This window comes from Kosakonia pseudosacchari, from assembly GCF_900184035.1.
Lineage (GTDB): Bacteria > Pseudomonadota > Gammaproteobacteria > Enterobacterales > Enterobacteriaceae > Kosakonia > Kosakonia pseudosacchari.
Window position 1 is genome coordinate 242,271 of sequence record NZ_FXWP01000010.1, and the last position, 23,267, is coordinate 265,537.

General features: G+C 54.0%; 23 protein-coding genes and 3 tRNA genes. 16 read left to right on the forward strand and 10 right to left on the reverse strand.

All coding sequences use genetic code 11. The features are described from left to right. Positions 1 to 25: 25 nt before the first annotated feature. Together fhuF and BN2591_RS07510 are read right to left on the reverse strand one after the other, a co-directional pair. On the reverse strand, positions 26 to 814 hold the full coding sequence (gene fhuF / locus BN2591_RS07505; protein ID WP_086870367.1) for a siderophore-iron reductase FhuF: 789 nt from the start codon (positions 812 to 814) through the stop codon (positions 26 to 28). A 102-nt stretch (positions 815 to 916) separates the two neighbouring features. Next, positions 917 to 1,981, reverse strand: coding sequence for a GGDEF domain-containing protein (locus tag BN2591_RS07510; RefSeq protein WP_086870369.1), 1,065 nt, complete (start codon positions 1,979 to 1,981; stop codon positions 917 to 919). Between the two features lie 216 nt (positions 1,982 to 2,197). On the opposite strand from BN2591_RS07510, the gene BN2591_RS07515 reads away from it, so the two are divergent. Next, on the forward strand, positions 2,198 to 2,476 hold the full coding sequence (locus tag BN2591_RS07515; protein WP_086870371.1) for a DUF1435 domain-containing protein: 279 nt from the start codon (positions 2,198 to 2,200) through the stop codon (positions 2,474 to 2,476). Between the two features lie 33 nt (positions 2,477 to 2,509). Here the strand turns inward: BN2591_RS07515 and BN2591_RS07520 are convergent. The 4 genes from BN2591_RS07520 to rsmC form a co-directional block, all read right to left on the reverse strand. Beyond that, positions 2,510 to 2,596, reverse strand: a tRNA-Leu gene (locus BN2591_RS07520). 31 nt (positions 2,597 to 2,627) lie between these two features. Next, positions 2,628 to 2,714, reverse strand: a tRNA-Leu gene (locus BN2591_RS07525). 28 nt (positions 2,715 to 2,742) lie between these two features. Next, positions 2,743 to 2,829 (reverse strand) — tRNA-Leu (locus BN2591_RS07530). 167 nt (positions 2,830 to 2,996) lie between these two features. Then, positions 2,997 to 4,025 carry a 16S rRNA (guanine(1207)-N(2))-methyltransferase RsmC gene (gene rsmC, locus BN2591_RS07535; RefSeq protein ID WP_086870373.1) on the reverse strand — a complete coding sequence of 343 codons (1,029 nt, stop codon included), beginning with the start codon at positions 4,023 to 4,025 and terminating at the stop codon, positions 2,997 to 2,999. Positions 4,026 to 4,271: 246 nt separating this feature from the next. Here rsmC and BN2591_RS07540 point away from each other — a divergent pair, with 246 nt between their 5' ends. The 8 genes from BN2591_RS07540 to BN2591_RS07575 all read left to right on the forward strand — a co-directional run bounded on the left by BN2591_RS07540 (position 4,272) and on the right by BN2591_RS07575 (position 10,729). After that, positions 4,272 to 4,685: a DNA polymerase III subunit psi gene (locus BN2591_RS07540; protein WP_065369349.1), complete on the forward strand. Its 414-nt coding sequence runs from the start codon at positions 4,272 to 4,274 to the stop codon at positions 4,683 to 4,685. Continuing rightward, a complete protein-coding gene (gene rimI / locus BN2591_RS07545) occupies positions 4,654 to 5,094 on the forward strand; it encodes a ribosomal protein S18-alanine N-acetyltransferase (RefSeq protein ID WP_017457833.1) in 441 nt (146 codons plus the stop codon). The genes BN2591_RS07540 and rimI overlap by 32 nt, the downstream gene beginning before the upstream one ends. A gap of 12 nt (positions 5,095 to 5,106) precedes the next feature. Beyond that, complete coding sequence (gene yjjG, locus BN2591_RS07550) at positions 5,107 to 5,784, forward strand: pyrimidine 5'-nucleotidase (RefSeq protein ID WP_086870375.1); 678 nt, start codon at positions 5,107 to 5,109, stop codon at positions 5,782 to 5,784. Between the two features lie 91 nt (positions 5,785 to 5,875). Beyond that, on the forward strand, positions 5,876 to 7,465 hold the full coding sequence (gene prfC / locus BN2591_RS07555) for a peptide chain release factor 3 (RefSeq protein WP_086870377.1): 1,590 nt from the start codon (positions 5,876 to 5,878) through the stop codon (positions 7,463 to 7,465). A 384-nt stretch (positions 7,466 to 7,849) separates the two neighbouring features. Then, positions 7,850 to 8,467, forward strand: a complete 618-nt coding sequence (gene osmY / locus BN2591_RS07560; RefSeq protein WP_086870379.1) for a molecular chaperone OsmY — start codon at positions 7,850 to 7,852, stop codon at positions 8,465 to 8,467. 130 nt (positions 8,468 to 8,597) lie between these two features. After that, positions 8,598 to 8,759, forward strand: coding sequence for a DUF1328 domain-containing protein (locus tag BN2591_RS07565; protein WP_007373037.1), 162 nt, complete (start codon positions 8,598 to 8,600; stop codon positions 8,757 to 8,759). Between the two features lie 120 nt (positions 8,760 to 8,879). Next, the gene (locus BN2591_RS07570; protein WP_086870381.1) at positions 8,880 to 9,950 is read left to right on the forward strand and encodes a patatin-like phospholipase family protein; all 1,071 of its coding nucleotides are present in this window, start codon (positions 8,880 to 8,882) and stop codon (positions 9,948 to 9,950) included. Further along, complete coding sequence (locus BN2591_RS07575) at positions 9,947 to 10,729, forward strand: TatD family hydrolase (protein ID WP_086870383.1); 783 nt, start codon at positions 9,947 to 9,949, stop codon at positions 10,727 to 10,729. Before BN2591_RS07570 ends, BN2591_RS07575 begins: the two co-directional genes overlap by 4 nt. Here the strand turns inward: BN2591_RS07575 and BN2591_RS07580 are convergent. Both BN2591_RS07580 and BN2591_RS07585 read right to left on the reverse strand, forming a co-directional pair. Then, entirely contained in the window at positions 10,718 to 11,581 is an 864-nt protein-coding gene (locus BN2591_RS07580; RefSeq protein WP_086870385.1) for a YjjW family glycine radical enzyme activase, read from the reverse strand. The genes BN2591_RS07575 and BN2591_RS07580 overlap by 12 nt on opposite strands. Continuing rightward, positions 11,553 to 13,103 (reverse strand): YjjI family glycine radical enzyme, encoded by a 1,551-nt coding sequence (locus BN2591_RS07585; RefSeq protein ID WP_086870387.1) that lies wholly within the window; start codon positions 13,101 to 13,103, stop codon positions 11,553 to 11,555. Before BN2591_RS07585 ends, BN2591_RS07580 begins: the two co-directional genes overlap by 29 nt. Positions 13,104 to 13,358: 255 nt before the next feature. Between BN2591_RS07585 and deoC the strand changes: the two genes are divergently transcribed. The 5 genes from deoC to yjjJ all read left to right on the forward strand — a co-directional run bounded on the left by deoC (position 13,359) and on the right by yjjJ (position 19,056). Beyond that, positions 13,359 to 14,138 carry a deoxyribose-phosphate aldolase gene (gene deoC, locus BN2591_RS07590; protein ID WP_086870389.1) on the forward strand — a complete coding sequence of 260 codons (780 nt, stop codon included), beginning with the start codon at positions 13,359 to 13,361 and terminating at the stop codon, positions 14,136 to 14,138. Between the two features lie 73 nt (positions 14,139 to 14,211). Beyond that, positions 14,212 to 15,534, forward strand: coding sequence for a thymidine phosphorylase (gene deoA, locus BN2591_RS07595; protein WP_086870390.1), 1,323 nt, complete (start codon positions 14,212 to 14,214; stop codon positions 15,532 to 15,534). 51 nt (positions 15,535 to 15,585) lie between these two features. After that, complete coding sequence (gene deoB, locus BN2591_RS07600; protein WP_086870392.1) at positions 15,586 to 16,809, forward strand: phosphopentomutase; 1,224 nt, start codon at positions 15,586 to 15,588, stop codon at positions 16,807 to 16,809. A gap of 63 nt (positions 16,810 to 16,872) precedes the next feature. Further along, entirely contained in the window at positions 16,873 to 17,592 is a 720-nt protein-coding gene (gene deoD / locus BN2591_RS07605) for a purine-nucleoside phosphorylase (protein ID WP_017457844.1), read from the forward strand. A gap of 135 nt (positions 17,593 to 17,727) precedes the next feature. Beyond that, positions 17,728 to 19,056, forward strand: a complete 1,329-nt coding sequence (gene yjjJ, locus BN2591_RS07610; RefSeq protein WP_086870394.1) for a type II toxin-antitoxin system HipA family toxin YjjJ — start codon at positions 17,728 to 17,730, stop codon at positions 19,054 to 19,056. A 15-nt stretch (positions 19,057 to 19,071) separates the two neighbouring features. Here the strand turns inward: yjjJ and lplA are convergent, their stop codons facing one another. Next, a complete protein-coding gene (lplA, locus tag BN2591_RS07615) occupies positions 19,072 to 20,088 on the reverse strand; it encodes a lipoate--protein ligase (RefSeq protein WP_086870396.1) in 1,017 nt (338 codons plus the stop codon). 49 nt (positions 20,089 to 20,137) lie between these two features. Beyond that, on the reverse strand, positions 20,138 to 20,782 hold the full coding sequence (locus BN2591_RS07620) for a YtjB family periplasmic protein (RefSeq protein WP_017457846.1): 645 nt from the start codon (positions 20,780 to 20,782) through the stop codon (positions 20,138 to 20,140). A 118-nt stretch (positions 20,783 to 20,900) separates the two neighbouring features. On the opposite strand from BN2591_RS07620, the gene serB reads away from it, so the two are divergent. Continuing rightward, complete coding sequence (serB, locus tag BN2591_RS07625) at positions 20,901 to 21,872, forward strand: phosphoserine phosphatase (RefSeq protein ID WP_017457847.1); 972 nt, start codon at positions 20,901 to 20,903, stop codon at positions 21,870 to 21,872. Positions 21,873 to 21,880: 8 nt separating this feature from the next. Next, entirely contained in the window at positions 21,881 to 23,263 is a 1,383-nt protein-coding gene (radA, locus tag BN2591_RS07630) for a DNA repair protein RadA (protein ID WP_017457848.1), read from the forward strand. Positions 23,264 to 23,267 lie beyond the last annotated feature (4 nt).

Consider the following 23,267-nt stretch of genomic DNA (forward strand, 5'->3'; position numbering starts at 1 on the left):
TAGAGGGCGATTAATCGCCCTCTGCTTATTTCAATGTACAGTCACCGCACTGCTGAACATCCGGCAGGCGATAGCGCTGGCAGCAAGTACGACGCACCAGAACGCCGTCGCGCAAAACCACTGTGCGCCACAAAGGGTTATCACTGCCGTCCGCGAGCTGCTTTTCAAAAAAGCAAAGCTGTCGAATCGCGGCGACACGCGTTTCACCTAGCTGTGGAATGAGTTCCCCCAGGCACCAGTTAATCAGATAACCGGTATTGCTCCAGATAAGTTTACCGTTGATATCGCCGGTGGCTTCCAGCGCCTGAACAACCGGGAGCATCGCCTGTGTCGTTAACGCACAAATTCGCTGCGCATCATCGCATGACGACAACTTATTATCCTGTTGCACATCAATCCAGAAACACGCCGCGCGGCCGGTTTCATGGAACTCAACATGAAAATGTTCCGGGGAGAGATCAATGGCGCTTTTTTGCGTTAGCAGCGTCAATAAGAGTGGTGGCACCAGCAGGCCGAGATACCACTGCGCCCATAGCGACAGCAACGGTTTGTTCTCACGCGGCTGCGTCAACTGGTTACGGTAAATATGATCGGAATAGGTGGCGATAAGTGACTGCAATGCCGCAGGGCGCGACCACTCGGTCAGTGTCATTGCCGCATACGGTGCGGGTTCATTCAGACGAATAAAATCGAGTAAATATTCACGGGTGCTGGCGATAGTTTCCCGCATGGCGTTTGCCAGCGAATCGCGCTCATCAGTGAGTCGGCTTCGCCAGATAATGTTTTCGGTGATCGATGCGGTGCGATAAGTCATAGCGCCAGCCGATAGGAAATCTAAACGATAATGATTGCCAATCCTATCCAGAGGGAAAATCGATAGCAACAGTTTTATCGTAAAGTTAGCGCCGATCACGCCTCAAGCGACTTGCAGCTCACCACTGACCAGAATGTTATTACGACCTAAATGTTTGGCTTCATATAAGGCTTTATCGGCGAGCGAAAGTGCCGCATCAATATCGTGATCGACAAGAGGCGCAATGCCGATGCTGATTGTGACGTTCGTGGCGACGCTTTCGTTAAACATATGCGGGATTTTTAAATCGTACACTTTCTGGCGGATGCGCTCTCCGGTAAAGCGCGCCTGTTCGACATCGACATTATTCAGCAGGATCATAAATTCTTCGCCGCCAAAGCGCGCGACGATATCACGGGAGCGCACGGCGTCCCGTAAAGCGGCGGAAACGCGGATAAGCGCCTGATCGCCCATCATATGACCGTAATGGTCGTTGTAGGCTTTGAAATGATCAATATCGAGTAGCAGGACGAAACGCGAACTCTCATCGACGGCCAGCAAGTTATCGAGTTTATGTTGCAAACCACGACGGTTATACAGGCCGGTTAGCGGGTCAAGCATGCTCAGATCGTTGAGGGTTTTGCGCTCCTGCATCAGGCGGTTCATCAGCGCAAGGGCGAAACTATCGTTACGTTTTTGGATCGCATGCTGGATAGAGATCCCCAGCACTGGCAACGCAAAGGTACAAATAAGCCTGATTGCGCTTTCCCCTTCGTTAAGCCACAGGCATGTTACGAACACAGGCAAAGAGTGCAGCAAAAAGGCGACAATGTTATTTGAAAAAGCGATGGAGCCGATAAAAAGCACACTTAACAAGGCAATCAGCAGGTAAGTGGAGGTATTGTCATTGAGTAACCTGACTTTGGTGATCACATGCCATGCCCACAGGCAGCCAAATATACATGAGATGAAAGTAATATTGATTTTTGCTTTTGGATAACACTTTTGCCAGGCGGGCAACAGGACGCTTGCCGCAAAAATAGCGCACACCGGAAAGGTGAAGGCGTGCTGATTGTAAAGCGGCATAGCAATAGAGAACAAAGCTGAGATCGCGTTGAGCAGTAAAAAGAGTCGTAGGGACAATCGATATCTCTTATTACACAGAGATTGCCAGGTTTGTAATGTCATACCTAAAAATCGTTATTTATCCGCGAGTTGTCGCTGCATTATGAGTCAAAAAGAAAAGAAGTAACGCAACAAAACTATCATTGCGAAAAATTAGTGATTTGGATTTAGATTTAAGCAGCGCTTAATTTATCACCTTCCTGAATGACTGTCATTAGATGATGAGTAATCTTCATACGACCGTATGACCGCAGGCTGACAAATGAGAAAAGATATCATATGATATTGGTTATCGTTATCGGTGTGAGAGATAAAACCATGTTGCAACGCGCGCTGGGAAGTGGCTGGGGAATTGTTGTGCCGGGAGTCATTGTTGCTGTGCTGATGCTGGCGGATTTATCAGCCAATGCGTGGCGAATGGTGATTGTTCTGGGCTTATTACTCACCCCCGTCATGCTTTACCATAAGCGTTTACGCCATTTTATTTTATTGCCTTCAGGCGTTGCACTGGTTGGCGCAATGATGCTGATCTTGTTGAATCTAAAGATGATGATGTAACAGGGGAGAAATACAGGGAAGGAATAAGATATCTGGTGCGAGGGGGGGGACTTGAACCCCCACGTCCGTAAGGACACTAACACCTGAAGCTAGCGCGTCTACCAATTCCGCCACCTTCGCACAGTCATCTTACTTTTTGATATCGCCTCGTTGGTGCGAGGGGGGGGACTTGAACCCCCACGTCCGTAAGAACACTAACACCTGAAGCTAGCGCGTCTACCAATTCCGCCACCTTCGCACAGTGCGAGCGATATCAACGTGGTTTATGGTGCGAGGGGGGGGACTTGAACCCCCACGTCCGTAAGGACACTAACACCTGAAGCTAGCGCGTCTACCAATTCCGCCACCTTCGCATACCATCGATACTCTTGAAGTATCGTTACCACGGAGGCGCATTCTAGATGTTTTCAACTTTTCGTCAATAGTTAATTGTACAGACTGAGGCTGATCGCTGTAAAAATGGCCGCGGCGTGATGAGGGGGGAAATTTGCCCGATGAATGATTCCATCGGGCCTGCGGGTTACTTCAACGCCTGGCGCGTCATGATCGTACGGTAGACTTTGAACCGGCCTGTCTGGGCGATGACTTCGTGGAAACCAAACGTTTGATCCAGCACATCCGGGTAAGGCAGGAAGGCGTTCGCAACAATACGCAGTTCGCCGCCGCTATTCAGATGGCGTACCGCACCGCGAATCAGCGTTTGCGCGGCTTCCTGGCTGGTTTGCAAACCATCATGGAATGGCGGATTGGAGATGATCATGTCAAAGCGGCCCGTGACTTCTGAGAAGACATTGCTGGCGAAAACCTCACCTTCAATACCGTTCGCCGCAAGCGTTGCGCGGCTGGCTTCTACCGCCGGGGCGGAAACATCGCACAGCGTCAGGCGCACTTTCGGCGAGTGGCTGGCCAGTACCGTTGCAAGCACACCCGCGCCACAACCTACATCCAGCACTTTCCCCTTGGTATGCGGCGTAAGCGTCGACAGCAGAAGTTGGCTACCGACATCCAAACTGTCACGGCTGAACACGCCTGGCAGAGTTTTAATGGTCAGGTTATCCAGCATGTATTCGCCCCAGAAACTGTGCGGATCGAACTGCGGCTGCTTCTCAAGACGACCGTGATACAGCCCACAGCGACGAGCGCTATCGACTTTATTTAACGGACAAAACTCAGCCAGCATCTGTTCGGCACTGCGCACACCGCTACGGTTTTCACCCACCACAAAAATGTCGGTGCCCACCGGCAGCAGCGATAACAGGTTCATCAACTGAAATTGCGCTTCGGGTTTATTTTTCGGCCAGTAATAAATAAGCGTGTCGCTGTTACCGATAGTCTCGCTATCGGCCACCAGGCTATAACGGGCATGTTCACCCATCTGCTGACTTAAGGTCTGCCACTGATGAAATTGTTGCGTCCAGGCACGGCTTTCAGCGGTGTCCAGGCGAGCGGGCAGGTCATCCTGCAAATCGCCGGCAAATAAAATACGGCTTGGTTCGAAATCGTCACTGTGGCGCAGCAAGACTTCACTTGCCGGGGTATAAGCAGACATGAATGGTTCCTCTTTAAATTCAGGCGGCGATTATACACGTTATCCTTCTCACTGCCTCTTTCTTGGCTGTGTCTTCGTCCCCCAGTTAAGCACCAGAGGGGCCTCAACTCTTGCAGTCACAATGTAGTGTGAATGATTTTGTGTATACGCGTTATTTTACGTGCTGCCTCTTAACTGGCTGCGTGTTGATGGCGCAATTTTGTCGAGTTTGTTATATTTGCGCGCCTGATAGAGGAGTGTTTCACGATGACTTCCCGACGCGACTGGCAATTACAGCAACTGGGCATTACCCAGTGGACCTTGCGTCGCCCGGCGGCGCTGCAGGGGGAAATTGCTATTTCGCTGCCCGCGCATATCCGTTTGGTGATGATTTCACCGACATTGCCGACGCTGAGCGATCCATTGGTCAGCGACGTACTGCGCGCGCTAACCGTGACAGAAGATCAAGTCCTCCAGTTGACACCCGATCGCGTCGCCATGCTACCGCCCGAAAGCCAGTGCAACAGCTGGTGGTTGGGTGTTGAAGCGCAGCAGGCTCTGGCGGGCGCTCAGGTTGCGACGCCGACGGTTGATGAGCTACGCACAAACCCTGCGGCTCGCGCCGCGCTATGGCAACAAATCTGCGAACATGAACACGATTTCTTCCCTCAGCACGGCTGATTTAACCCGCGCATATCAAATAGAAACACGGGCACATGCCTTCCCCTGGAGCGAAAAAACGCTGGCCAGCAATCAGGGCGAACGCTATCTCAACTACCGGTTGATGGTCGGAAATGAAATGGCCGCATTTGCCATTACCCAGGTGGTGCTCGACGAAGCCACGCTGTTTAACATCGCCGTCGATCCGGCCTGGCAGCGTAAAGGGCTGGGACGTCAGTTGCTTGAACATCTGATTCATGAACTGGAAGTACGCGACGTGCTGACGCTGTGGCTGGAAGTCCGCGCCTCTAATGTGGGTGCTATCGCGCTGTATGAAAGTTTAGGTTTTAACGAAGCGACCATTCGCCGTAACTATTACCCCACCGCCAACGGGCGCGAAGACGCGATAGTGATGGCTTTAGCAATTTAAAAAGGTGATGTAATGAAATGGGACTGGATACTCTTTGATGCTGACGAAACGCTGTTTACCTTTGATGCGTTTGGCGGCTTACAACGGATGTTTCTTGACTATAGCGTGACATTCACCGATCAGGATTTTGCAGAATATCAAGCTGTTAACAAACCGCTGTGGGTGGATTACCAAAATGGCGCCATCAGCGCATTGCAGTTGCAGACGCAGCGCTTTCAGAGCTGGTCTGAACGCCTGAACGTCCCCGCCGGTTCGCTGAACGATGCGTTTCTGAATGCGATGGCCGAAATCTGCGCGCCACTGCCAGGTGCTGTATCATTACTGGACAGCCTCAAAGGCAAAGCGAAACTCGGCATCATCACCAACGGTTTCACCGCCTTGCAGCAAATCCGCCTGGAACGTACCGGCCTTCGCGACTATTTTGATTTATTAGTGATTTCCGAAGAAGTTGGTGTGGCGAAGCCCGATGCGAAGATCTTTGATTACGCGCTGCAAAAAGCGGGTAATCCGGATCGCGCGCGTGTGCTGATGGTTGGCGATACGGCTGAATCCGACATTCTGGGCGGCATTAACGCCGGGCTTTCGACCTGCTGGTTGAATGCGCACGATCGCACACTGCCTGAAGGTATCAACCCGACCTGGACCGTCACGTCCCTGAACGAACTGGAGCAACTCCTGTGTAAACATTGATTGTCTGCTCTCCACCGTTGAGTACAATAGCCGCATTTTTCGTATTTCATCGCGAGGCCTCAGGCCGCGCAATTACACAGAAGATTTCATTATGACGTTGTCTCCTTATTTACAAGAGGTAGCAAAGCGCCGCACGTTCGCTATCATCTCGCACCCCGATGCCGGTAAAACGACGATCACCGAAAAGGTGCTGCTGTTCGGACAGGCGATTCAAACCGCCGGTACGGTAAAAGGGCGCGGTTCCAGCCAGCACGCGAAATCCGACTGGATGGAGATGGAAAAGCAGCGTGGGATCTCTATTACCACCTCCGTGATGCAGTTCCCGTATAAAACCAGCCTGGTCAATCTGCTGGATACCCCGGGGCACGAAGACTTCTCCGAAGATACCTACCGCACACTGACGGCCGTGGACTGCTGCCTGATGGTTATCGATGCGGCAAAAGGGGTTGAAGATCGGACCCGTAAGCTGATGGAAGTTACCCGTCTGCGCGATACGCCGATCCTCACCTTTATGAACAAACTTGACCGTGACATTCGCGATCCGATGGAGCTGCTGGATGAAGTGGAAAATGAGCTGAAGATCGCCTGTGCGCCGATCACCTGGCCGATTGGCTGCGGTAAGTTGTTCAAGGGCGTTTATCACCTCTATAAAGATGAAACTTACCTGTATCAGACAGGGCAGGGGCACACCATCCAGGAGGTGCGCATCGTTAAAGGGCTGAACAACCCGGATCTGGATAAAGCCGTGGGCGAAGACCTGGCACAGCAGCTGCGCGATGAGCTGGAGCTGGTGCAGGGCGCATCGAACGAGTTCGATAAAGAGCTGTTCCTGAACGGTGAATTAACGCCTGTCTTCTTTGGTACCGCGCTGGGTAACTTTGGTGTCGATCATATGCTGGACGGTCTGGTGGAGTGGGCGCCTGCGCCAATGCCGCGTAAAACCGACACCCGCGAAGTGAAAGCAGATGATGACAAATTCACCGGCTTTGTCTTTAAAATTCAGGCCAACATGGACCCGAAACACCGCGACCGCGTGGCGTTTATGCGTGTGGTTTCTGGCCGTTATGAGAAGGGCATGAAGCTGCGCCAGGTGCGCACCGGCAAAGATGTGGTTATCTCTGACGCGCTGACCTTTATGGCCGGCGATCGCTCTCATGTGGAAGAAGCCTACCCGGGTGACATTATTGGTCTGCATAACCACGGTACGATCCAGATTGGTGACACCTTCACCCAGGGCGAGATGATGAAGTTCACCGGTATTCCGAACTTCGCACCGGAACTGTTCCGTCGCATCCGTCTGCGTGACCCGCTGAAGCAGAAACAGTTACTTAAAGGCCTGGTTCAGCTTTCAGAAGAGGGCGCGGTGCAGGTGTTCCGTCCCATCGCTAACAACGATCTGATTGTCGGCGCGGTGGGTGTGCTGCAGTTTGACGTGGTGGTTTCCCGTCTGAAGAGCGAATACAACGTGGAAGCGGTGTACGAGTCTGTGAACGTGGCGACGGCACGCTGGGTTGAAAGTACTGACGTGAAGAAATTCGAGGAATTCAAACGTAAGAACGAAATCCAGCTGGCGCTTGATGGCGGTGATAACCTGACCTACATCGCCCCAACGATGGTAAACCTGAATCTGACACAGGAACGCTATCCGGAAGTGACTTTCCACAAAACTCGCGAGCATTAATCCTTCTGCAGAGCACGGTTTGCGCCGTGCTCTGTCACTTCTCCTGTCTAATTAGCCCCTTGCGGATTGTTCTTAAAACCCGTCATTTCGCCTCCATTTGTTCGTTTTTTACCCACCCGGCCATGATTTTTGTCGATTGTGATCTATATTTAACAAAGTGATGACAAATCGGGTGGATAAAAGTCCTGTTCAATGCGTGAAGTATAGTCTTTTATCCACTCATTTCTTCGCAAAGGAATATTAACAACTGCTTTAGCGCGATGTTCGGCGGGATTGTAAACGCGTCATCAGTTGCTGAATTGGGTGGTTTTCACCACAGCAGTAGAGCGGCACACGTTGCTGCTTATGGCCCAAATTGTGGGCAAACCAACAGGAATAACATCGATGACTATGAAAAAACTGACTATTTCCAAAACTCTGCTGGCCGTAATGCTGGGCTCTGTTCTGGCAAGTGGTTCCGCATTCGCTGCGGAGACTACCACCGACAAAGCGCAAAATGCTGCTTCCAGTGCAGGGGAATCAATCGATAGCTCAATGAATAAAGTCGGTGGTTTCATGGATGACAGCACCATCACCGCGAAAGTTAAAGCGGCGCTGGTGGATCATGAAGACATTAAAAGCACTGATATCTCCGTGAAAACGGACAAAAAAGTGGTCACGCTGAGCGGCTTTGTTGAGAGCCAGGCGCAGGCAGAAAAAGCCGTCTCCGTAGCGAAAGGCGTAGAGGGTGTGGTTTCTGTGAGCGATAAGCTGCACGTGCGTGACGGCAAAAACAAGACCATGAAAGGTTATGCGGGCGATACCGCAACAACCAGTGAAATCAAAGCAAAACTGCTGGCCGACGATGTTGTCCCTTCCCGTAAGGTGAAGGTTGAAACCACCGATGGCGTGGTGCAGTTGTCCGGTACCGTAGATTCACAGGCACAAAGTGAACGCGCTGAAAGTATCGCCAAAGCAATCGACGGCGTGAAAAGCGTGAAGAACGATCTCAAAGTGAAGTAACTAATCCTGAAAACGTCACTACCCGGTTCAAGCCGGGTATGACAAGCACGTACCAGGAAAAACATCGCCGGTGGGCATCCTGAGCGTCCACCTTAAGCGGTTGAAATTAACTATGGTAAAGGAGAGTTTTATGTTTCGTTGGGGCATTATATTTCTGGTTATCGCGTTAATTGCCGCCGCACTGGGCTTTGGTGGTCTTGCGGGTACGGCAGCAGGAGCCGCGAAAATTGTCTTTATCGTCGGTATCATCCTGTTCCTCGTCAGCCTGTTTATGGGACGTCGGCGTCCATAGCGTATTACACGCTTAAATTTCGGTTACATTAAAGCCAGTCCTTGTGACTGGCTTTGCTGTTTCGGCTGCGGGAAAAGTGCGCTACTTTGAGACATTCAGCGCATCAATAAGGAAAGCAGAGTGGGCCAGCATATTCCCGTTACGCTCGGCAACATCGCGCCGCTGGCGTTAAAACCCTTTCGCCCGGGCAGGCTTGCGCTTGTATGCGAGGGCGGTGGACAGCGAGGTATTTTTACCGCTGGCGTTCTGGACGAGTTCATGCGTGCGGAATTTAATCCTTTCGACCTCTATTTTGGCAGTTCTGCCGGTGCGCAAAACCTTTCCGCTTATGTCTGCAACCAACCTGGTTACGCACGCAAAGTGATCATGCGCTACACCACCTCGCGGGAATTTTTCAATCCGGTGCGCTTTGTGCGCGGCGGCAACCTTATCGATCTCGACTGGCTGGTTGAATCGACCTCAAGCCAGATGCCGCTGGCCATGGACTACGCGGCGCGGACTTTCGATGCGGGCAAAGCGTTTTATATGTGTGCTTGTCGGCAGGATGATTACTCCGCAGCCTATTTCTCCCCTACGCATCAGACATGGCTCGATTTGATCCGTGCTTCCAGTGCGATCCCCGGCTTTTATCGTCCGGGCGTGATGCTTGATGGCATAAATTATCTCGATGGCGGTGTTAGCGATGCCATTCCGGTGCAGGAGGCGGCAAAACGCGGCGCGAACACGATTGTAGTGATCCGTACTGTCCCGTCACAAATGTACTACACGCCCCAGTGGTTCAAACGGATGGAACGCTGGCTGGGAGAGAGCAGCCTGCAATCCTTAATCAATCTGGTGCAGCACCATGAGAAAAGTTACATGGCAATCCAACGCTTTATCGAAGCGCCGCCGGGTAAACTGCGTATTTTTGAAATCTATCCGCCGAAGTTGTTGAACAGCATGGCACTGGGTAGCCGTTTACCGGCGCTGCGCGAGGATTATAAAATCGGGCGTTTGTGCGGGCGCTATTTCCTGGCGACTGTGGGCAAATTGCTGGCGGAAACCCCGCCGCTGGTGCGCCACTCGCCAGTTATCGCGCCTGCGACGCGTGTTGTTCCACCGGCTGCGGTGGCCAACGACGCGCTGGATACGCCGCTGGTCAGCGTCGAGCAGGCCAACGATTTACCCATCAACAAAGAGGATACGGCGTGAGTTTCCGCTTTATCGATACCCACTGTCATTTCGATTTCCCGCCTTTTTACAGCGATGAGGCGGCGAGTATCGCCCGAGCGGGCGACGCTGGCGTGGAGCGCATTATTGTTCCGGCGATCGCCGCGCGTTATTTTGATCGCGTTTGCCATTTAGCGCACCAGCATACCGCGCTGTACGCCGCGCTGGGGCTACACCCGATTGTGATAGAAGAGCACAGCGAGGAAAGCCTGCAACAACTTGAACAGATGCTTGCGACAAAGCCTGAGAAAGTGGTGGCGATAGGGGAAATTGGCCTCGATCTTTACCGCGACGATCCGCAATTTTCGCGCCAGCAGCAGGTGTTAGACGCACAACTAAAACTGGCAAAACGCTTTGATCTGCCGGTGATCCTCCATTCACGCCGCACGCATGACAAACTGGCGATGCATTTAAAAAAACATGATTTACCCCGTCGTGGCGTGGTGCATGGTTTTGCCGGTAGCCTGCAACAGGCGCAGCGCTTTGTTGAACTGGGTTATTGCATCGGCGTGGGCGGCACCATTACCTACCCGCGCGCCAGTAAAACCCGTGACGTAATAGCGCAGTTGCCGCTTTCTGCATTGCTGCTGGAAACGGATGCGCCGGACATGCCGCTCAATGGTTTTCAGGGCCAACCCAACCGGCCTGAGCGGGCAGCGCAAGTGTTCGACGTTTTGTGCGAGTTACGCCGCGAAGCACCAGATGTCATTGCCCAGGCGCTGCTGGAAAATACGCAGCGGCTCTTTGCGCTACAGATATAACGCCGGGCGCAGCACGGTTTTCACGCCCCGTTCCCGTAGTGCCTGCGCCAGTGGTTCCACATCCTCCGGCGTGGCGCTGCGCCATGTCTGCGCCTCACCGTACACGCCATGCGCATGGAAGGCGTTTAGCCGCACCGGCACCTCGCCGAGTTGATGAATAAAGGCTGCCAGCGCATCAATATGCGCGAGATAATCGCTCTGTTCCGGGATCACCAGCAGGCGCAACTCCGCTAATTTCTTCTCTGTCGCCAGTAGCCGCAGGCTGGTTTTCACTGGCGCATTATCCCGTCCGGTAAGAACACGGTGGCGCTCGTTGCCCCAGGCTTTGAGATCGATCATCGCGCCGTCACAGACCGGCAACAGCTTGCGCCAGCCGGTTTCGCTAAGCAGGCCGTTACTGTCGACCAGGCAACTCAGATGGCGCAGTTGAGCGTCATGGCGCAAGGCGGAGAACAGCGCATGCAGAAACGGTAGTTGCAACGTTGCTTCGCCGCCGCTGACGGTAATGCCTTCAATAAACAGCGCCACTTTGCGGATCTGCGCCATAACCTGTTCAACCGTCATTCTCTGCGCCATTGGCGTGGCGTGCTGCGGGCACATGCGAAGGCACGTGTCGCACTGCTCGCAACGCGTTGCGTTCCATTGCACTTCTGCGCCATTGAAGGAGAGCGCCTGTTGTGGACAACCTGCCACACAACCACCGCAGTGGTTGCAGCGACCGATAGTCCACGGGTTATGGCAGCTTTTACAGTGCATATTGCAGCCCTGTAAAAACAGTGCCAGCCGGCTGCCTGGCCCGTCCACGCAGGAGAACGGGAGGATTTTACTGACGAAAGCGCATCTGCTGTTCATGGCTGACCACGCGGGGTTGTCGATCCAGAATAGGCGTGTTACGCGCTGCCTCTTCACCCAGCCAGGTGGTATTGGTGCGTGAGCCTTCGGCACGGAATTTCTTGATATCTGACAGGCGCACCATATACCCGGTGACGCGAACCAGATCGTTGCCTGCGACGTTAGCGGTGAATTCGCGCATGCCCGCTTTAAACGCGCCAAGACAGAGTTGCACGATCGCTTGCGGGTTGTGTTTCACCGTTTCATCGAGGGTCAAGATGTCGCTGATCCCGGCGTGATACCACGCATGATGCGGCGCGACGGTGAGAAGATGGGTAATCGGATCCGGTTCGTCGCCATAAGGCAGCCGCGCGCCTGGCGTGGTGTCAGTGTCGGAGCTGATTCCCGATTGCGCATGGAGCATGGCGCGCTGTCGCCAGCCATGTTTTACCGGCGTGTCTGCCACAAAGCTCGCCAGTTGTTCACTGATGCGGTAACCGAGCGCGTTGGCCTGTTCATCGTGGCCATAACGCGCGGCGAGACCGGCTTTTTCGCACAGCGTATTGACCGCTTCGGCCAGCCCATACATACCAAACATAGGCACAAAACGGTTGGCAGAAATCAGCCCTTCCTGCACCAAGAAGCTATGCTCAAAGAAGCCGGATTGTTGATACAGAAAATCGCAGCGGGCATCGATAATAGCTATTTGCTGCTGGCAATAGTGTGGCAGCTGACGGGTAAAAAAATCCTCCAATGACGCGCTACGCTCAGCGATCCCTTTCAGATTGAGGCGTACCAGCGTGCTGCCGCCACCGCCCAGCGGCAGAGAGTTGTAGCAACTTACAATACCGTAGCCGCCTTTTGTGAAAATATTATCATGCACCGGGCCGTTGGCGATGTGCGGTTTGCTGCATTCGCAAATATTACGCGCCACCTCCAGCAGAAGATCATCTGGCGTAATATCCGGGTCATAGATGAAGGTTAAGTTTGGCGCAACCTGCTTCAGTTCTGCATCCGCGCGTAAAATGGCGCGCGTAACGGGGGTATCGTATGGGCCAATATTGGCATGCATAAAGGCGTCTGGAAGCGTTCTGTCGAGGTAGCGCCAGAAACGTTTTATGCGGATATCGATCTCGTGTTGTGTTAGAATTTTAACATATGGTTGTAGCAGGGCATCAAGCTGACCGAGATAAACAGGCATTGATGTCACTGATGGAACATGGTGGTAGAGGATCGTCAGCAACGAGAGGGCATCATCGAGATCTTTTGCCCCTTCCAGCTCCAGCCAGGCGGAACCGTTTGCAAGAAATTTGGCGTAATCCGGCAGCACATAGCGCGGTTTGTAGGGGGCGTGGCCCTCAAACATATCGCAGATGGCACCCTCATCTAGTGCTGCGCGTGCCGCTTGCGGCAACGCCGGATAGGGCAGGGCGTTTTCCGCTTCCAGCGCCAGGAAGTGGCGCTTTTGTTCCGGTGTGAGCGTTGGGCTGGTAACAATCTGCTGGCAGCGTGACAGCAATAAAGGATCAACAGACGGGGACATCATCGTTCCTCTTATTTCCTTGAGTGATGGCGATGAGTGTACGGAGCCGGCTGTTTGTCGCTTTTGATCCCGTTCCCTGTCAGCGCAATCATTACCGATGTGAATTTAAAAATTTGATCAATGTCCCATTATGGTTTTGCAAACGTGAATTTAGTTTTCATTAACTGTGATGGGTGTCGAAGTGTGAAAGTGGGTTGATGTTAAAATACTAACAAACCCGAACAGAAAACCGGCATTACGCCGTCGGAGAGAATGATGAGTGATTTAACGGCAAGTAGCCTGCGTGCGTTGAAATTGATGGACCTGACCACCCTGAATGATGATGACACCAACGAGAAAGTCATCGCCCTGTGTCATCAGGCAAAAACCCCGGTGGGCAATACCGCCGCCATCTGTATCTACCCGCGTTTTATCCCGATTGCGCGCAAAACCCTGAACGCGCAAGGTACGCCGGATGTGCGTATCGCAACCGTGACCAACTTCCCGCATGGTAACGACGATATCGACATCGCTCTGGCCGAAACGCGCGCCGCCATTGCTTACGGCGCGGATGAAGTTGACGTGGTATTCCCGTACCGCGCACTGATCGCCGGTAACGAGCAGGTGGGGTTTGATCTGGTGAAAGCCTGTAAAGAGGCTTGTGCGGCGTCGAACGTACTACTGAAAGTGATTATCGAAACCGGTGAGCTGAAAACGGAAGCGCTGATCCGTAAAGCGTCTGAAATCGCCATTAAAGCCGGTGCAGATTTCATTAAAACGTCGACCGGTAAAGTGCCGGTAAATGCGACTCCGGAAAGTGCACGCATCATGCTGGAAGTGATTCGCGATATGGGCGTTGAGAAAACCGTCGGTTTCAAACCGGCTGGTGGCGTGCGTAGCGCGGAAGATGCGCAGCAGTATCTGGCCATTGCCGACGATCTGTTTGGCGCCGATTGGGTCGATGCCCGTCATTACCGTTTTGGGGCTTCCAGCCTGCTGGCAAGTCTGCTGAAAGCGTTGGGCCACGGCGACGGTAAGAGCGCAAGCAGCTATTAATTTGTCATTGCCGGGTAGCGGACTGTTACCCGGCCTAAATGGATTTTCCGGCTTTATTCCTCAGGGGGTTACCTTGTTTCTCGCTCAAGAAATTATTCGAAAAAAACGCGATGGTCTCGCGCTGAGTGATGAAGAAATCCGTTTCTTTATCAACGGAATACGCGATAACACCGTTTCTGAAGGGCAGATTGCTGCTCTGGCAATGACCATTTTCTTCCACGACATGACGATGCCGGAGCGCGTTTCGCTGACCATGGCGATGCGAGATTCAGGCACCGTTCTGGACTGGAAACCGCTCGATCTTAACGGCCCGGTGGTGGATAAACACTCGACCGGCGGTGTGGGCGATGTTACCTCGTTGATGCTCGGCCCGATGGTGGCGGCCTGCGGCGGCTATATTCCGATGATTTCCGGGCGCGGACTTGGTCATACTGGCGGCACGCTCGACAAACTGGAAGCGATCCCGGGGTTTGATATCTTCCCGGAAGATAACCGTTTTCGCGAAATTATTAAGGATGTCGGTGTGGCGATTATCGGCCAGACCAATTCGCTGGCACCAGCGGATAAACGTTTCTACGCCACCCGCGATATTACCGCGACGGTGGACTCTATCCCGTTAATCACGGCTTCTATCCTCGCCAAAAAACTGGCCGAGGGGCTGGATGCACTGGTGATGGACGTCAAAGTGGGCAGCGGCGCATTTATGCCGACTTACGCCCTGTCTGAACAACTGGCGGAAGCGATTGTTGGCGTTGCCAACGGCGCTGGCGTGCGGACTACCGCACTGTTGACCGATATGAACCAGGTGCTGGCTTCCAGCGCGGGCAACGCGGTGGAAGTGCGCGAAGCGGTGCAGTTCCTGACCGGTGAATACCGCAATCCGCGCCTGTTTGACGTCACCATGGCGCTGTGCGTGGAGATGCTGATCTCCGGCAAGCTGGCGCAAGATGACGCCGATGCGCGAGCGAAGCTGCAAGCGGTGCTGGATAACGGTAAAGCGGCCGAGGTCTTTGGTCGTATGGTTGCGGCGCAAAAAGGGCCGCGCGATTTCGTGGAAAATTACGCGAAATACCTGCCAACGGCGACGCTCAGCAAAGCGGTATATGCCGATGATGAAGGGTTTATCACGGCGATGGATACGCGCGCGCTGGGTATGGCGGTGGTGTCGATGGGCGGCGGTCGTCGCCAGGCGTCGGACAATATTGATTACAGCGTCGGCTTTACCGATATGGTGCGTCTGGGCGAACGCGTTGATGGTCAGCGACCGCTGGCCGTTATCCACGCCAAAGACGAAGCCAGCTGGCAAGAGGCTGCGCAGGCGGTGAAAGCGGCCATTACGATGGGCGACAGCGCACCAAAAGAGACACCGACGGTCTATCGCCGCATTACTGAATAGCGGTATACTGATCTGATCGCTTTTTTACAAAGCACAAGGTACGGAGAACATATGAAACGTGCATTTATTATGGTGCTGGACTCTTTCGGCATCGGCGCGACCGAAGACGCGGAGCGCTTTGGCGACGTGGGTTCCGATACCCTCGGTCACATCGCTGAAGTTTGCGCGAAAGGTGAAGCCGACACCGGGCGCAAAGGCCCGCTGAATTTACCTAATCTGACCCGTCTGGGTCTGGCGAAGGCGCATGAAGGCGCTACAGGCTTTATTCCTGCCGGGATGGACGCCAACGCAGAAATCACCGGTGCTTACGCATGGGCGCATGAGCTCTCTTCCGGGAAAGATACGCCGTCAGGCCACTGGGAAATCGCCGGTGTGCCGGTGCTGTTCGACTGGGGTTACTTTAGCGACACCGAGAACAGCTTCCCGCAGGAACTGCTGGATAAGCTGGTGAAACGCGCAAATCTGCCGGGTTACCTCGGCAACTGCCACTCGTCCGGTACGGTGATCCTTGACCAGCTCGGCGAAGAGCACATGAAAACCGGCAAGCCGATTTTCTACACCTCTGCGGACTCGGTGTTCCAGATTGCCTGCCACGAAGAGACCTTTGGACTGGACAAGCTGTATGAGCTGTGCGAAATCGCGCGTGAAGAGCTGACCGAAGGCGGTTATAACATTGGCCGCGTGATTGCGCGCCCGTTTGTTGGCGACAAAGCAGGTAATTTCCAGCGTACCGGTAACCGCCATGATCTGGCCGTTGAACCACCGTCAGCCACCGTGCTGCAAAAACTGGTCGAAGAGAAAGATGGCCACGTGGTTTCGGTCGGTAAAATCGCCGATATCTATGCCAACTGCGGCATCACCAAAAAAGTGAAAGCCACCGGCCTGGATGCGCTGTTTGACGCGACCATTAAAGAGATGAAAGAAGCCGGTGATAAGACAATCGTCTTTACCAACTTCGTCGATTTTGACTCATCATGGGGTCATCGTCGCGATGTAGCGGGTTATGCCGCTGGGCTGGAGTTGTTTGACCGTCGCCTGCCGGAACTGATGGAATTGGTTGGTGAAGACGACATTCTGATCCTGACCGCCGATCACGGCTGCGATCCGACCTGGAAAGGCACCGACCATACCCGCGAGCACATCCCGGTACTGGTTTACGGCCCGAAAGTGAAACCGGGCTCGCTGGGTCACCGTGACACTTTCGCCGATATTGGTCAGACGGTTGCGAAGTACTTTGGCGTCTCTGATATGGAATATGGCAAGGCCATGTTCTGATGATTTTGGGCGGGAGCTTCCCGCCCTTTCTGTTTCAACGACAACGACATAAAGGAATTGACGATGGCTACCCCACATATTAATGCAGAAATGGGCGATTTCGCTGACGTAGTGTTGATGCCGGGCGACCCGCTGCGTGCAAAACATATTGCGGAAACTTTTCTCGAAGACTACCGCGAAGTGAACAACGTGCGCGGCATGCTGGGTTACACCGGCACTTATAAAGGCCGCAAAATTTCTGTTATGGGCCACGGTATGGGTATCCCGTCCTGCTCCATCTACACCAAAGAGCTGATCACCGATTTCGGCGTGAAAAAAATCATTCGTGTCGGCTCCTGCGGCGCGGTACGTATGGACGTGCAACTGCGTGACATCGTTATTGGTATGGGTGCCTGCACTGATTCCAAAGTGAACCGTATGCGTTTCAAAGATCACGATTTCGCGGCGATTGCGGATTTCGACATGGTGCGTAACGCGGTTGATGCGGCAAAAGCGCTGGGCGTAGACGCGCGCGTGGGCAACCTGTTCTCCGCCGATCTGTTCTACTCCCCGGACGGTGAAATGTTCGACGTAATGGAAAAATACGGCATCCTGGGCGTGGAAATGGAAGCAGCGGGCATTTACGGCGTTGCGGCGGAGTTCGGTGCGAAAGCGCTGACCATCTGCACCGTTTCCGACCATATCCGTACGCATGAGCAGACCACTTCCGCTGAGCGTCAGACCACCTTCAACGACATGATCAAAATTGCGCTGGAATCTGTCCTGCTGGGTGATAAAGCGTAAGTTTCATTTCTAAGGGCAGGTTCTCTGCCCTTTTATTTATTCATTTTAATATCTCTTCTTTCCGTTTTTTCCTTTCAATTCATAAAAATAGTGCTATAAATTTATTCAAGTATCTATTCAGGAATCTATCCATTGATGAGTGTGCTTACCGATCTTCTGCTACAAGGGCCACAGTCAGCGCTGGCTTTACGTACGGTACTAAAGATTAGTCAGGCAACCTTTTCACGGCTGGTTGCCACCGAGCCACAGGTACTGCAATTTGGTAAAGCACGTGCTACGCGCTATGCCTTGTTACGCCCTGTACGTGGTATTGAGCGTTTTGCATTACGCAGAATTGATGAACAAGGCCATGTTTACAAGTGGGGCGAACTACACACATGCTGGCCACAGGGCAGTTGTCTGGTCACATTAGAAGAGGGTGGCTGGCAATGGTTTGACGGTCTGCCATGGTATCTCACCGATCTGCGGCCGCAGGGTTTTTTAGGGCGATCATGGGGGCGGAACATCGCCCGTCAGTTTGGCCTGCCGGAAGATATTCACCTGTGGCAGGAAGAGGATGTATTGTTCGCGCTCTCGGTCTTTAGCGGCGAGAACCCGGGAGGCTGGCTGATTGGCGACGCCAGTTATCAACGTTGGGTGCAGACGATGCGGCCCACGGCTATAGCAGCGCGTGAAAAAGTCAGTGCCTACGCAGCGTTTGCAAGCGATGCGCTGGAAGGAGAGATCACCGGTTCATCTGCGGGTGGAGAGCAGCCGAAATTTACCTGTTTTGCGCAGACGGAAACCGGGCCGGCTCATGTATTGGTCAAATTTACCGCGCCACAGGTATCTGCTTCTTCTCAACGCTGGGGAGATTTACTGGTAGCGGAGTCGATTGCGCTGAACGTGCTGAGGGCTGCGAATATCCCGGTCAGTGCAGCCAGAGTACTTAGCAATGAAAGCCGCCAGATTTTTCTGGAAAGTGTGCGCTTTGATTGTGTCGGTACGGAAGGACGGCGTGCCATTGTCTCTCTGGAGGCTCTAAAAAGTGAGTATGCCCCTGTGCCAGGTACATGGCCGAAAAGTGTCGCTGAACTTGCCAGCCAGCGGCTGGTGGGTGAAGAGGTTGTAGCGCAGACGGAGCAACTCTGGGCGTTTGGTCGCCTGATCGCCAACAGCGATATGCATGCGGGAAATCTGTCGTTTTACTTTTCTGCGCCGCCGATGGGGTTAACGCCTGTCTACGATATGTTGCCGATGGCCTTTGCCCCTGCCAGTTCGGGCGCAATGCGTAGCGATGCTATCGAACTGGCGCTGGATACGTCGGTCAGCAAGGCCGCCTGGAGCTTCGCTATCCCACTGGCGCAAAGATTCTGGCAAACAGTGGCTGCAGATGAGCGCATTAGTGAGGCGTTTCACCAAATCGCCCGGCAAATGGGCGATAACGTCGCCCAACTGGAACGGATCGCACAACGGCTGGCGTAGTCAGTCATTACAGGGCTACCTCACCGCGCTGGCAATCCATGCGGAAAGCTCGCGAAGTTCTTGTTCCTGCTCAGGAAAATCGACTAATAGCGCATCACACTCCTGCGCCAGCATATCTGCGCGGTAGAGGCAGCCCTGCAAACGTGCGGCCAGCGCTTCTAACGGCGCGGGGTTGAGGCTATCGGTAAACACCTGTGTGCGGGTGATGTGGCCTTTTTCCACGTCAAAATGCAGTTCCACACCGCCCCAGGTAAAGCGCTCATCAAGCAGATGGCTGAACGCCGGTGCCTGGCCGAAGTTCCACTCCCAGCTACTCTGGCGGGCGAAGGTTTCGGCGAAATTGGGTAAGTCCGGGGTTTTATCTGGCGAGATAACTTCCGCCGTGACCCGTTCGCCATAGTGAGCAAAGAAGGCTTCGGTGATCGCTTCACAGATTTGCTGATGGGTAATGCCCGGCAGCAGATCCACCAGATTCGCCACGCGCCCGCGCACCGACGTGATTCCTTTGGCTTGCAGCTTTTTCTTGTCCGGATTGAGGTAATTGGCCAGACGGCTAAGATCGGCGTTCAGCAATAACGTGCCATGATGGAAGCCACGATCTTTGGTTTCCCGGTAGGCTGAACCAGACACTTTGCGATCGCCTTCTGCCGTTTTCACCACCAGGTCGTTGCGCCCGGAGGCTTCTGCGGTCACACCCAGGGAATTCAGGGCATTAAGCACAATCGCCGTGGAGATGGTTTTGTCGTACTCCGGCTTTCCCGCCATAAAGGTGAAACAAGTATTGCCGAGGTCATGGAATACCGCGCCGCCACCGCTGCTACGCCTTGCCAGCCGCACGTTATCTTCTTCCATGCGGCGGGTATTGCACTCTTTCCACGGGTTTTGCGCCCGCCCAATTACCACCGTATCCGCGTTGCGCCATAAGAACAGTACGCGTTGCGTGGCGGGCATCTGGCGGAAAATGCACTCTTCCACCGCCAGGTTGAACCAGGGATCGTACGAGTCAGAGATAAGCAGACGAAGCGTCGACATAGCAGATTTCCTTTCTGTAACCTGTAATTTTTACCGGTAGCGGCCAGAGCTACTCTTTCTTTTGTTGCTCTTCTTCTTCCGGGACGGATTTGTTGGCCGTCAGCAAAAACGGCGACTGCTGCCAGCGCGTGCGTTTGCCCTGCAACAGGGTGCGCGTCAGCACGACGCCAATGGCCAGCGACAGCAGCAACATCAGGCGCAGAATATTGGTGGTGTTATCCACCTGCCTGGCTTCTGTCGCCAGCGTGTGCGTATCCAGCGTCAGGCGCAGGTAGCCCAGCGGGCCGCTCTTTCCCTGAATCGGCTCAACAATTTGCTGGTTGAAATAGCCGCCTGCTTTTTTGCCGTCCAGCGCCAGCCGGTCACGCACATCAATACTTTCGCCGGAGCGCGCGATGAGATCGCCTTGCGCATCGTACACCCCGGCATCCAGAATGCGGCTCTCTTCAGTGAGCTGGCGCAGCACGACGTTGATCCGTTTTTCGTCCGGGGTTTCGGTGCGCATCAGCGGCGTGAGATTCAGCGTCACCTGGCGTGCCAGCGTTCTCGCCAGCTCTTCAAACTGCGGATTGCGCTGGCGCTGATGGTTTTGGCTGAACCAGGATGCGCCCTGCATCAGTGCGACCAGCAGTGCCAGACAGATGAGGACGATTACGGCGCGATGCAGCCGAAATTTAAGTTTTGCGCGAGCCATATTCCACCTGTTGAAAATTTGAGGCTTAATGTTGCCAGAAGCGCTGGTTACAAGGTAGCCTCATGCGTTATTTTCCCCTCCGATGCTTTCTGGCGCGAACGTTTTTACAGGAGCTTTAATGCCTAACAGTTTGACCTGGTGCGATCTGCCCGATGATGTTTCTCAGTGGCCGGGATTGCCGCTCTCTTTAAGTGGCGATGAGGTAATGCCTCTCGACTATCACGCTGGTCGCAGTGGCTGGCTGCTGTACGCGCGTAATCTGGATAAGCAACGTCTGACGACCTATCAGCGTAAATTGGGTGCGGCAATGGTGATTGTTGCCGCGTGGAGCGTTGACGATTATCAGGTTCTTCGCCTGGCGGGTTCGTTGACGCCGCGCGCGACGCGCCTGGCGCACGACGAAGGTATGGATGTCGCCCCGCTGGGGAAAATCCCGCATCTGCGCTCGCCAGGGCTGCTGGTGATGGATATGGACTCCACCGCCATTCAAATCGAATGTATTGATGAGATCGCTAAGCTTGCCGGCACCGGCGAAATGGTGGCGGAAGTGACCGAACGTGCGATGCGCGGCGAGCTCGATTTTGCCGCCAGCCTGCGCAGCCGCGTGGCGACGCTGAAAGGCGCTGATGCCAATATTTTGCTGCAGGTGCGGGAAAAACTGCCGTTAATGCCGGGGCTGGTGCAACTGGTGTTGAAGCTGGAAACATTAGGCTGGAAAGTGGCTATCGCCTCGGGCGGTTTTACTTTCTTTGCCGATTACCTGCGCGATAAGCTGCATTTGACGGCGGCGGTCGCCAACGAACTTGAGATCATGGACGGTAAATTCACCGGCCAGGTGTTGGGCGATATCGTTGATGCGCAGTTCAAAGCCAATACGCTGAAGCAACTGGCTGAAAAATATGAAATCGCGCCGGAGCAAACGGTGGCGATTGGCGATGGCGCGAACGATTTGCCGATGATCAAGGCCGCCGGGCTCGGTATTGCGTTTCATGCCAAACCCAAAGTGAATGAGAAGGCGGAAGTCACCATTCGTCACGCCGATCTGATGGGCGTATTTTGTATTCTTTCCGGCAGCATTAATAAGAAGTAGAGGTTATTGTGGCGAAAGCTCCCAAACGTGCGTTTGTCTGTAATGAATGCGGTGCGGATTATCCGCGCTGGCAGGGGCAGTGCAGCGCCTGTCACGCATGGAACACCATTACGGAAGTGCGTGTTGCCGCTTCGCCCACCGTGGCGCGTAATGAGCGCCTTTCCGGTTATGCGGGCAGCGCTGGTGTATCAAAAGTGCAGAAACTGGCGGATATCAGCCTTGAAGAACTGCCGCGTTTTTCCACCGGTTTTAAAGAGTTCGACCGCGTACTGGGCGGCGGTGTGGTTCCCGGTAGCGCGATTCTGATTGGCGGCAACCCCGGCGCGGGTAAATCCACGTTGTTGTTGCAGACGCTGTGTAAGCTCGCCGAGCAGATGAAAACGTTGTATGTCACCGGCGAAGAGTCATTGCAGCAGGTAGCGATGCGCGCGCATCGCCTGGGCCTGCCGACCGGTAACCTCAATATGCTGTCGGAAACCAGCATCGAACAAATCTGCATGATCGCTGAAGAGGAACAGCCGAAGCTGATGGTGATCGACTCGATTCAGGTCATGCACATGGCTGATATCCAGTCGTCGCCCGGCAGCGTGGCGCAGGTGCGTGAAACGGCGGCTTATCTGACGCGCTTTGCGAAAACGCGCGGCGTGGCGATTGTGATGGTCGGCCACGTTACCAAAGATGGTTCGCTGGCCGGGCCGAAGGTGCTCGAACACTGTATTGACTGCTCGGTGCTGCTCGACGGCGACGCGGATTCACGTTTTCGCACCTTGCGCAGCCATAAAAACCGTTTCGGCGCAGTCAACGAACTCGGCGTGTTCGCCATGACCGAACAGGGGCTGCGTGAAGTCAGCAATCCGTCGGCGATTTTTTTAAGCCGCGGCGATGAAGTGACTTCCGGCAGTTCGGTGATGGTGGTGTGGGAAGGCACTCGCCCGCTGTTAGTCGAAATTCAGGCGTTGGTCGATCACTCAATGATGTCCAATCCGCGCCGCGTGGCGGTGGGACTGGAGCAAAACCGCCTGGCGATTTTACTGGCGGTGCTGCATCGCCACGGTGGTTTGCAGATGGCGGATCAGGACGTGTTCGTCAACGTGGTTGGCGGGGTCAAAGTAACCGAAACCAGCGCCGATTTGGCGCTATTGCTGGCGATGGTTTCCAGCCTGCGTGACAGACCGTTGCCGCAGGATTTAGTGGTGTTTGGCGAAGTGGGGCTGGCGGGAGAAATTCGCCCGGTGCCCAGCGGCCAGGAGCGCATTTCAGAAGCCGCGAAGCATGGCTTCCGCCGCGCGATTGTCCCGTCGGCAAATGTGCCGAAAAAAGTGCCAGAAGGAATGCAAATTTTTGGTGTGAAGAAGCTCGCGGATGCGTTAAACGTCTTTGACGACTTATAATTGG

Coding starts and splice junctions, on each gene's coding strand:
- deoC (WP_086870389.1), top strand. CDS start 13,359: ATGAGTGATTTAACGGCAAGTAGCCTGCGTGCGTTGAAATTGATGGAC.
- yjjJ (WP_086870394.1), top strand. CDS start 17,728: ATGAGTGTGCTTACCGATCTTCTGCTACAAGGGCCACAGTCAGCGCTG.
- BN2591_RS07585 (WP_086870387.1), bottom strand. CDS start 13,103: ATGTCCCCGTCTGTTGATCCTTTATTGCTGTCACGCTGCCAGCAGATT.
- BN2591_RS07580 (WP_086870385.1), bottom strand. CDS start 11,581: ATGAACAGCAGATGCGCTTTCGTCAGTAAAATCCTCCCGTTCTCCTGC.
- prfC (WP_086870377.1), top strand. CDS start 5,876: ATGACGTTGTCTCCTTATTTACAAGAGGTAGCAAAGCGCCGCACGTTC.
- deoB (WP_086870392.1), top strand. CDS start 15,586: ATGAAACGTGCATTTATTATGGTGCTGGACTCTTTCGGCATCGGCGCG.
- BN2591_RS07540 (WP_065369349.1), top strand. CDS start 4,272: ATGACTTCCCGACGCGACTGGCAATTACAGCAACTGGGCATTACCCAG.
- rsmC (WP_086870373.1), bottom strand. CDS start 4,025: ATGTCTGCTTATACCCCGGCAAGTGAAGTCTTGCTGCGCCACAGTGAC.
- fhuF (WP_086870367.1), bottom strand. CDS start 814: ATGACTTATCGCACCGCATCGATCACCGAAAACATTATCTGGCGAAGC.
- BN2591_RS07515 (WP_086870371.1), top strand. CDS start 2,198: ATGATATTGGTTATCGTTATCGGTGTGAGAGATAAAACCATGTTGCAA.
- rimI (WP_017457833.1), top strand. CDS start 4,654: ATGAACACGATTTCTTCCCTCAGCACGGCTGATTTAACCCGCGCATAT.
- yjjG (WP_086870375.1), top strand. CDS start 5,107: ATGAAATGGGACTGGATACTCTTTGATGCTGACGAAACGCTGTTTACC.
- osmY (WP_086870379.1), top strand. CDS start 7,850: ATGACTATGAAAAAACTGACTATTTCCAAAACTCTGCTGGCCGTAATG.
- BN2591_RS07510 (WP_086870369.1), bottom strand. CDS start 1,981: ATGACATTACAAACCTGGCAATCTCTGTGTAATAAGAGATATCGATTG.
- BN2591_RS07565 (WP_007373037.1), top strand. CDS start 8,598: ATGTTTCGTTGGGGCATTATATTTCTGGTTATCGCGTTAATTGCCGCC.
- lplA (WP_086870396.1), bottom strand. CDS start 20,088: ATGTCGACGCTTCGTCTGCTTATCTCTGACTCGTACGATCCCTGGTTC.
- BN2591_RS07620 (WP_017457846.1), bottom strand. CDS start 20,782: ATGGCTCGCGCAAAACTTAAATTTCGGCTGCATCGCGCCGTAATCGTC.
- serB (WP_017457847.1), top strand. CDS start 20,901: ATGCCTAACAGTTTGACCTGGTGCGATCTGCCCGATGATGTTTCTCAG.
- deoD (WP_017457844.1), top strand. CDS start 16,873: ATGGCTACCCCACATATTAATGCAGAAATGGGCGATTTCGCTGACGTA.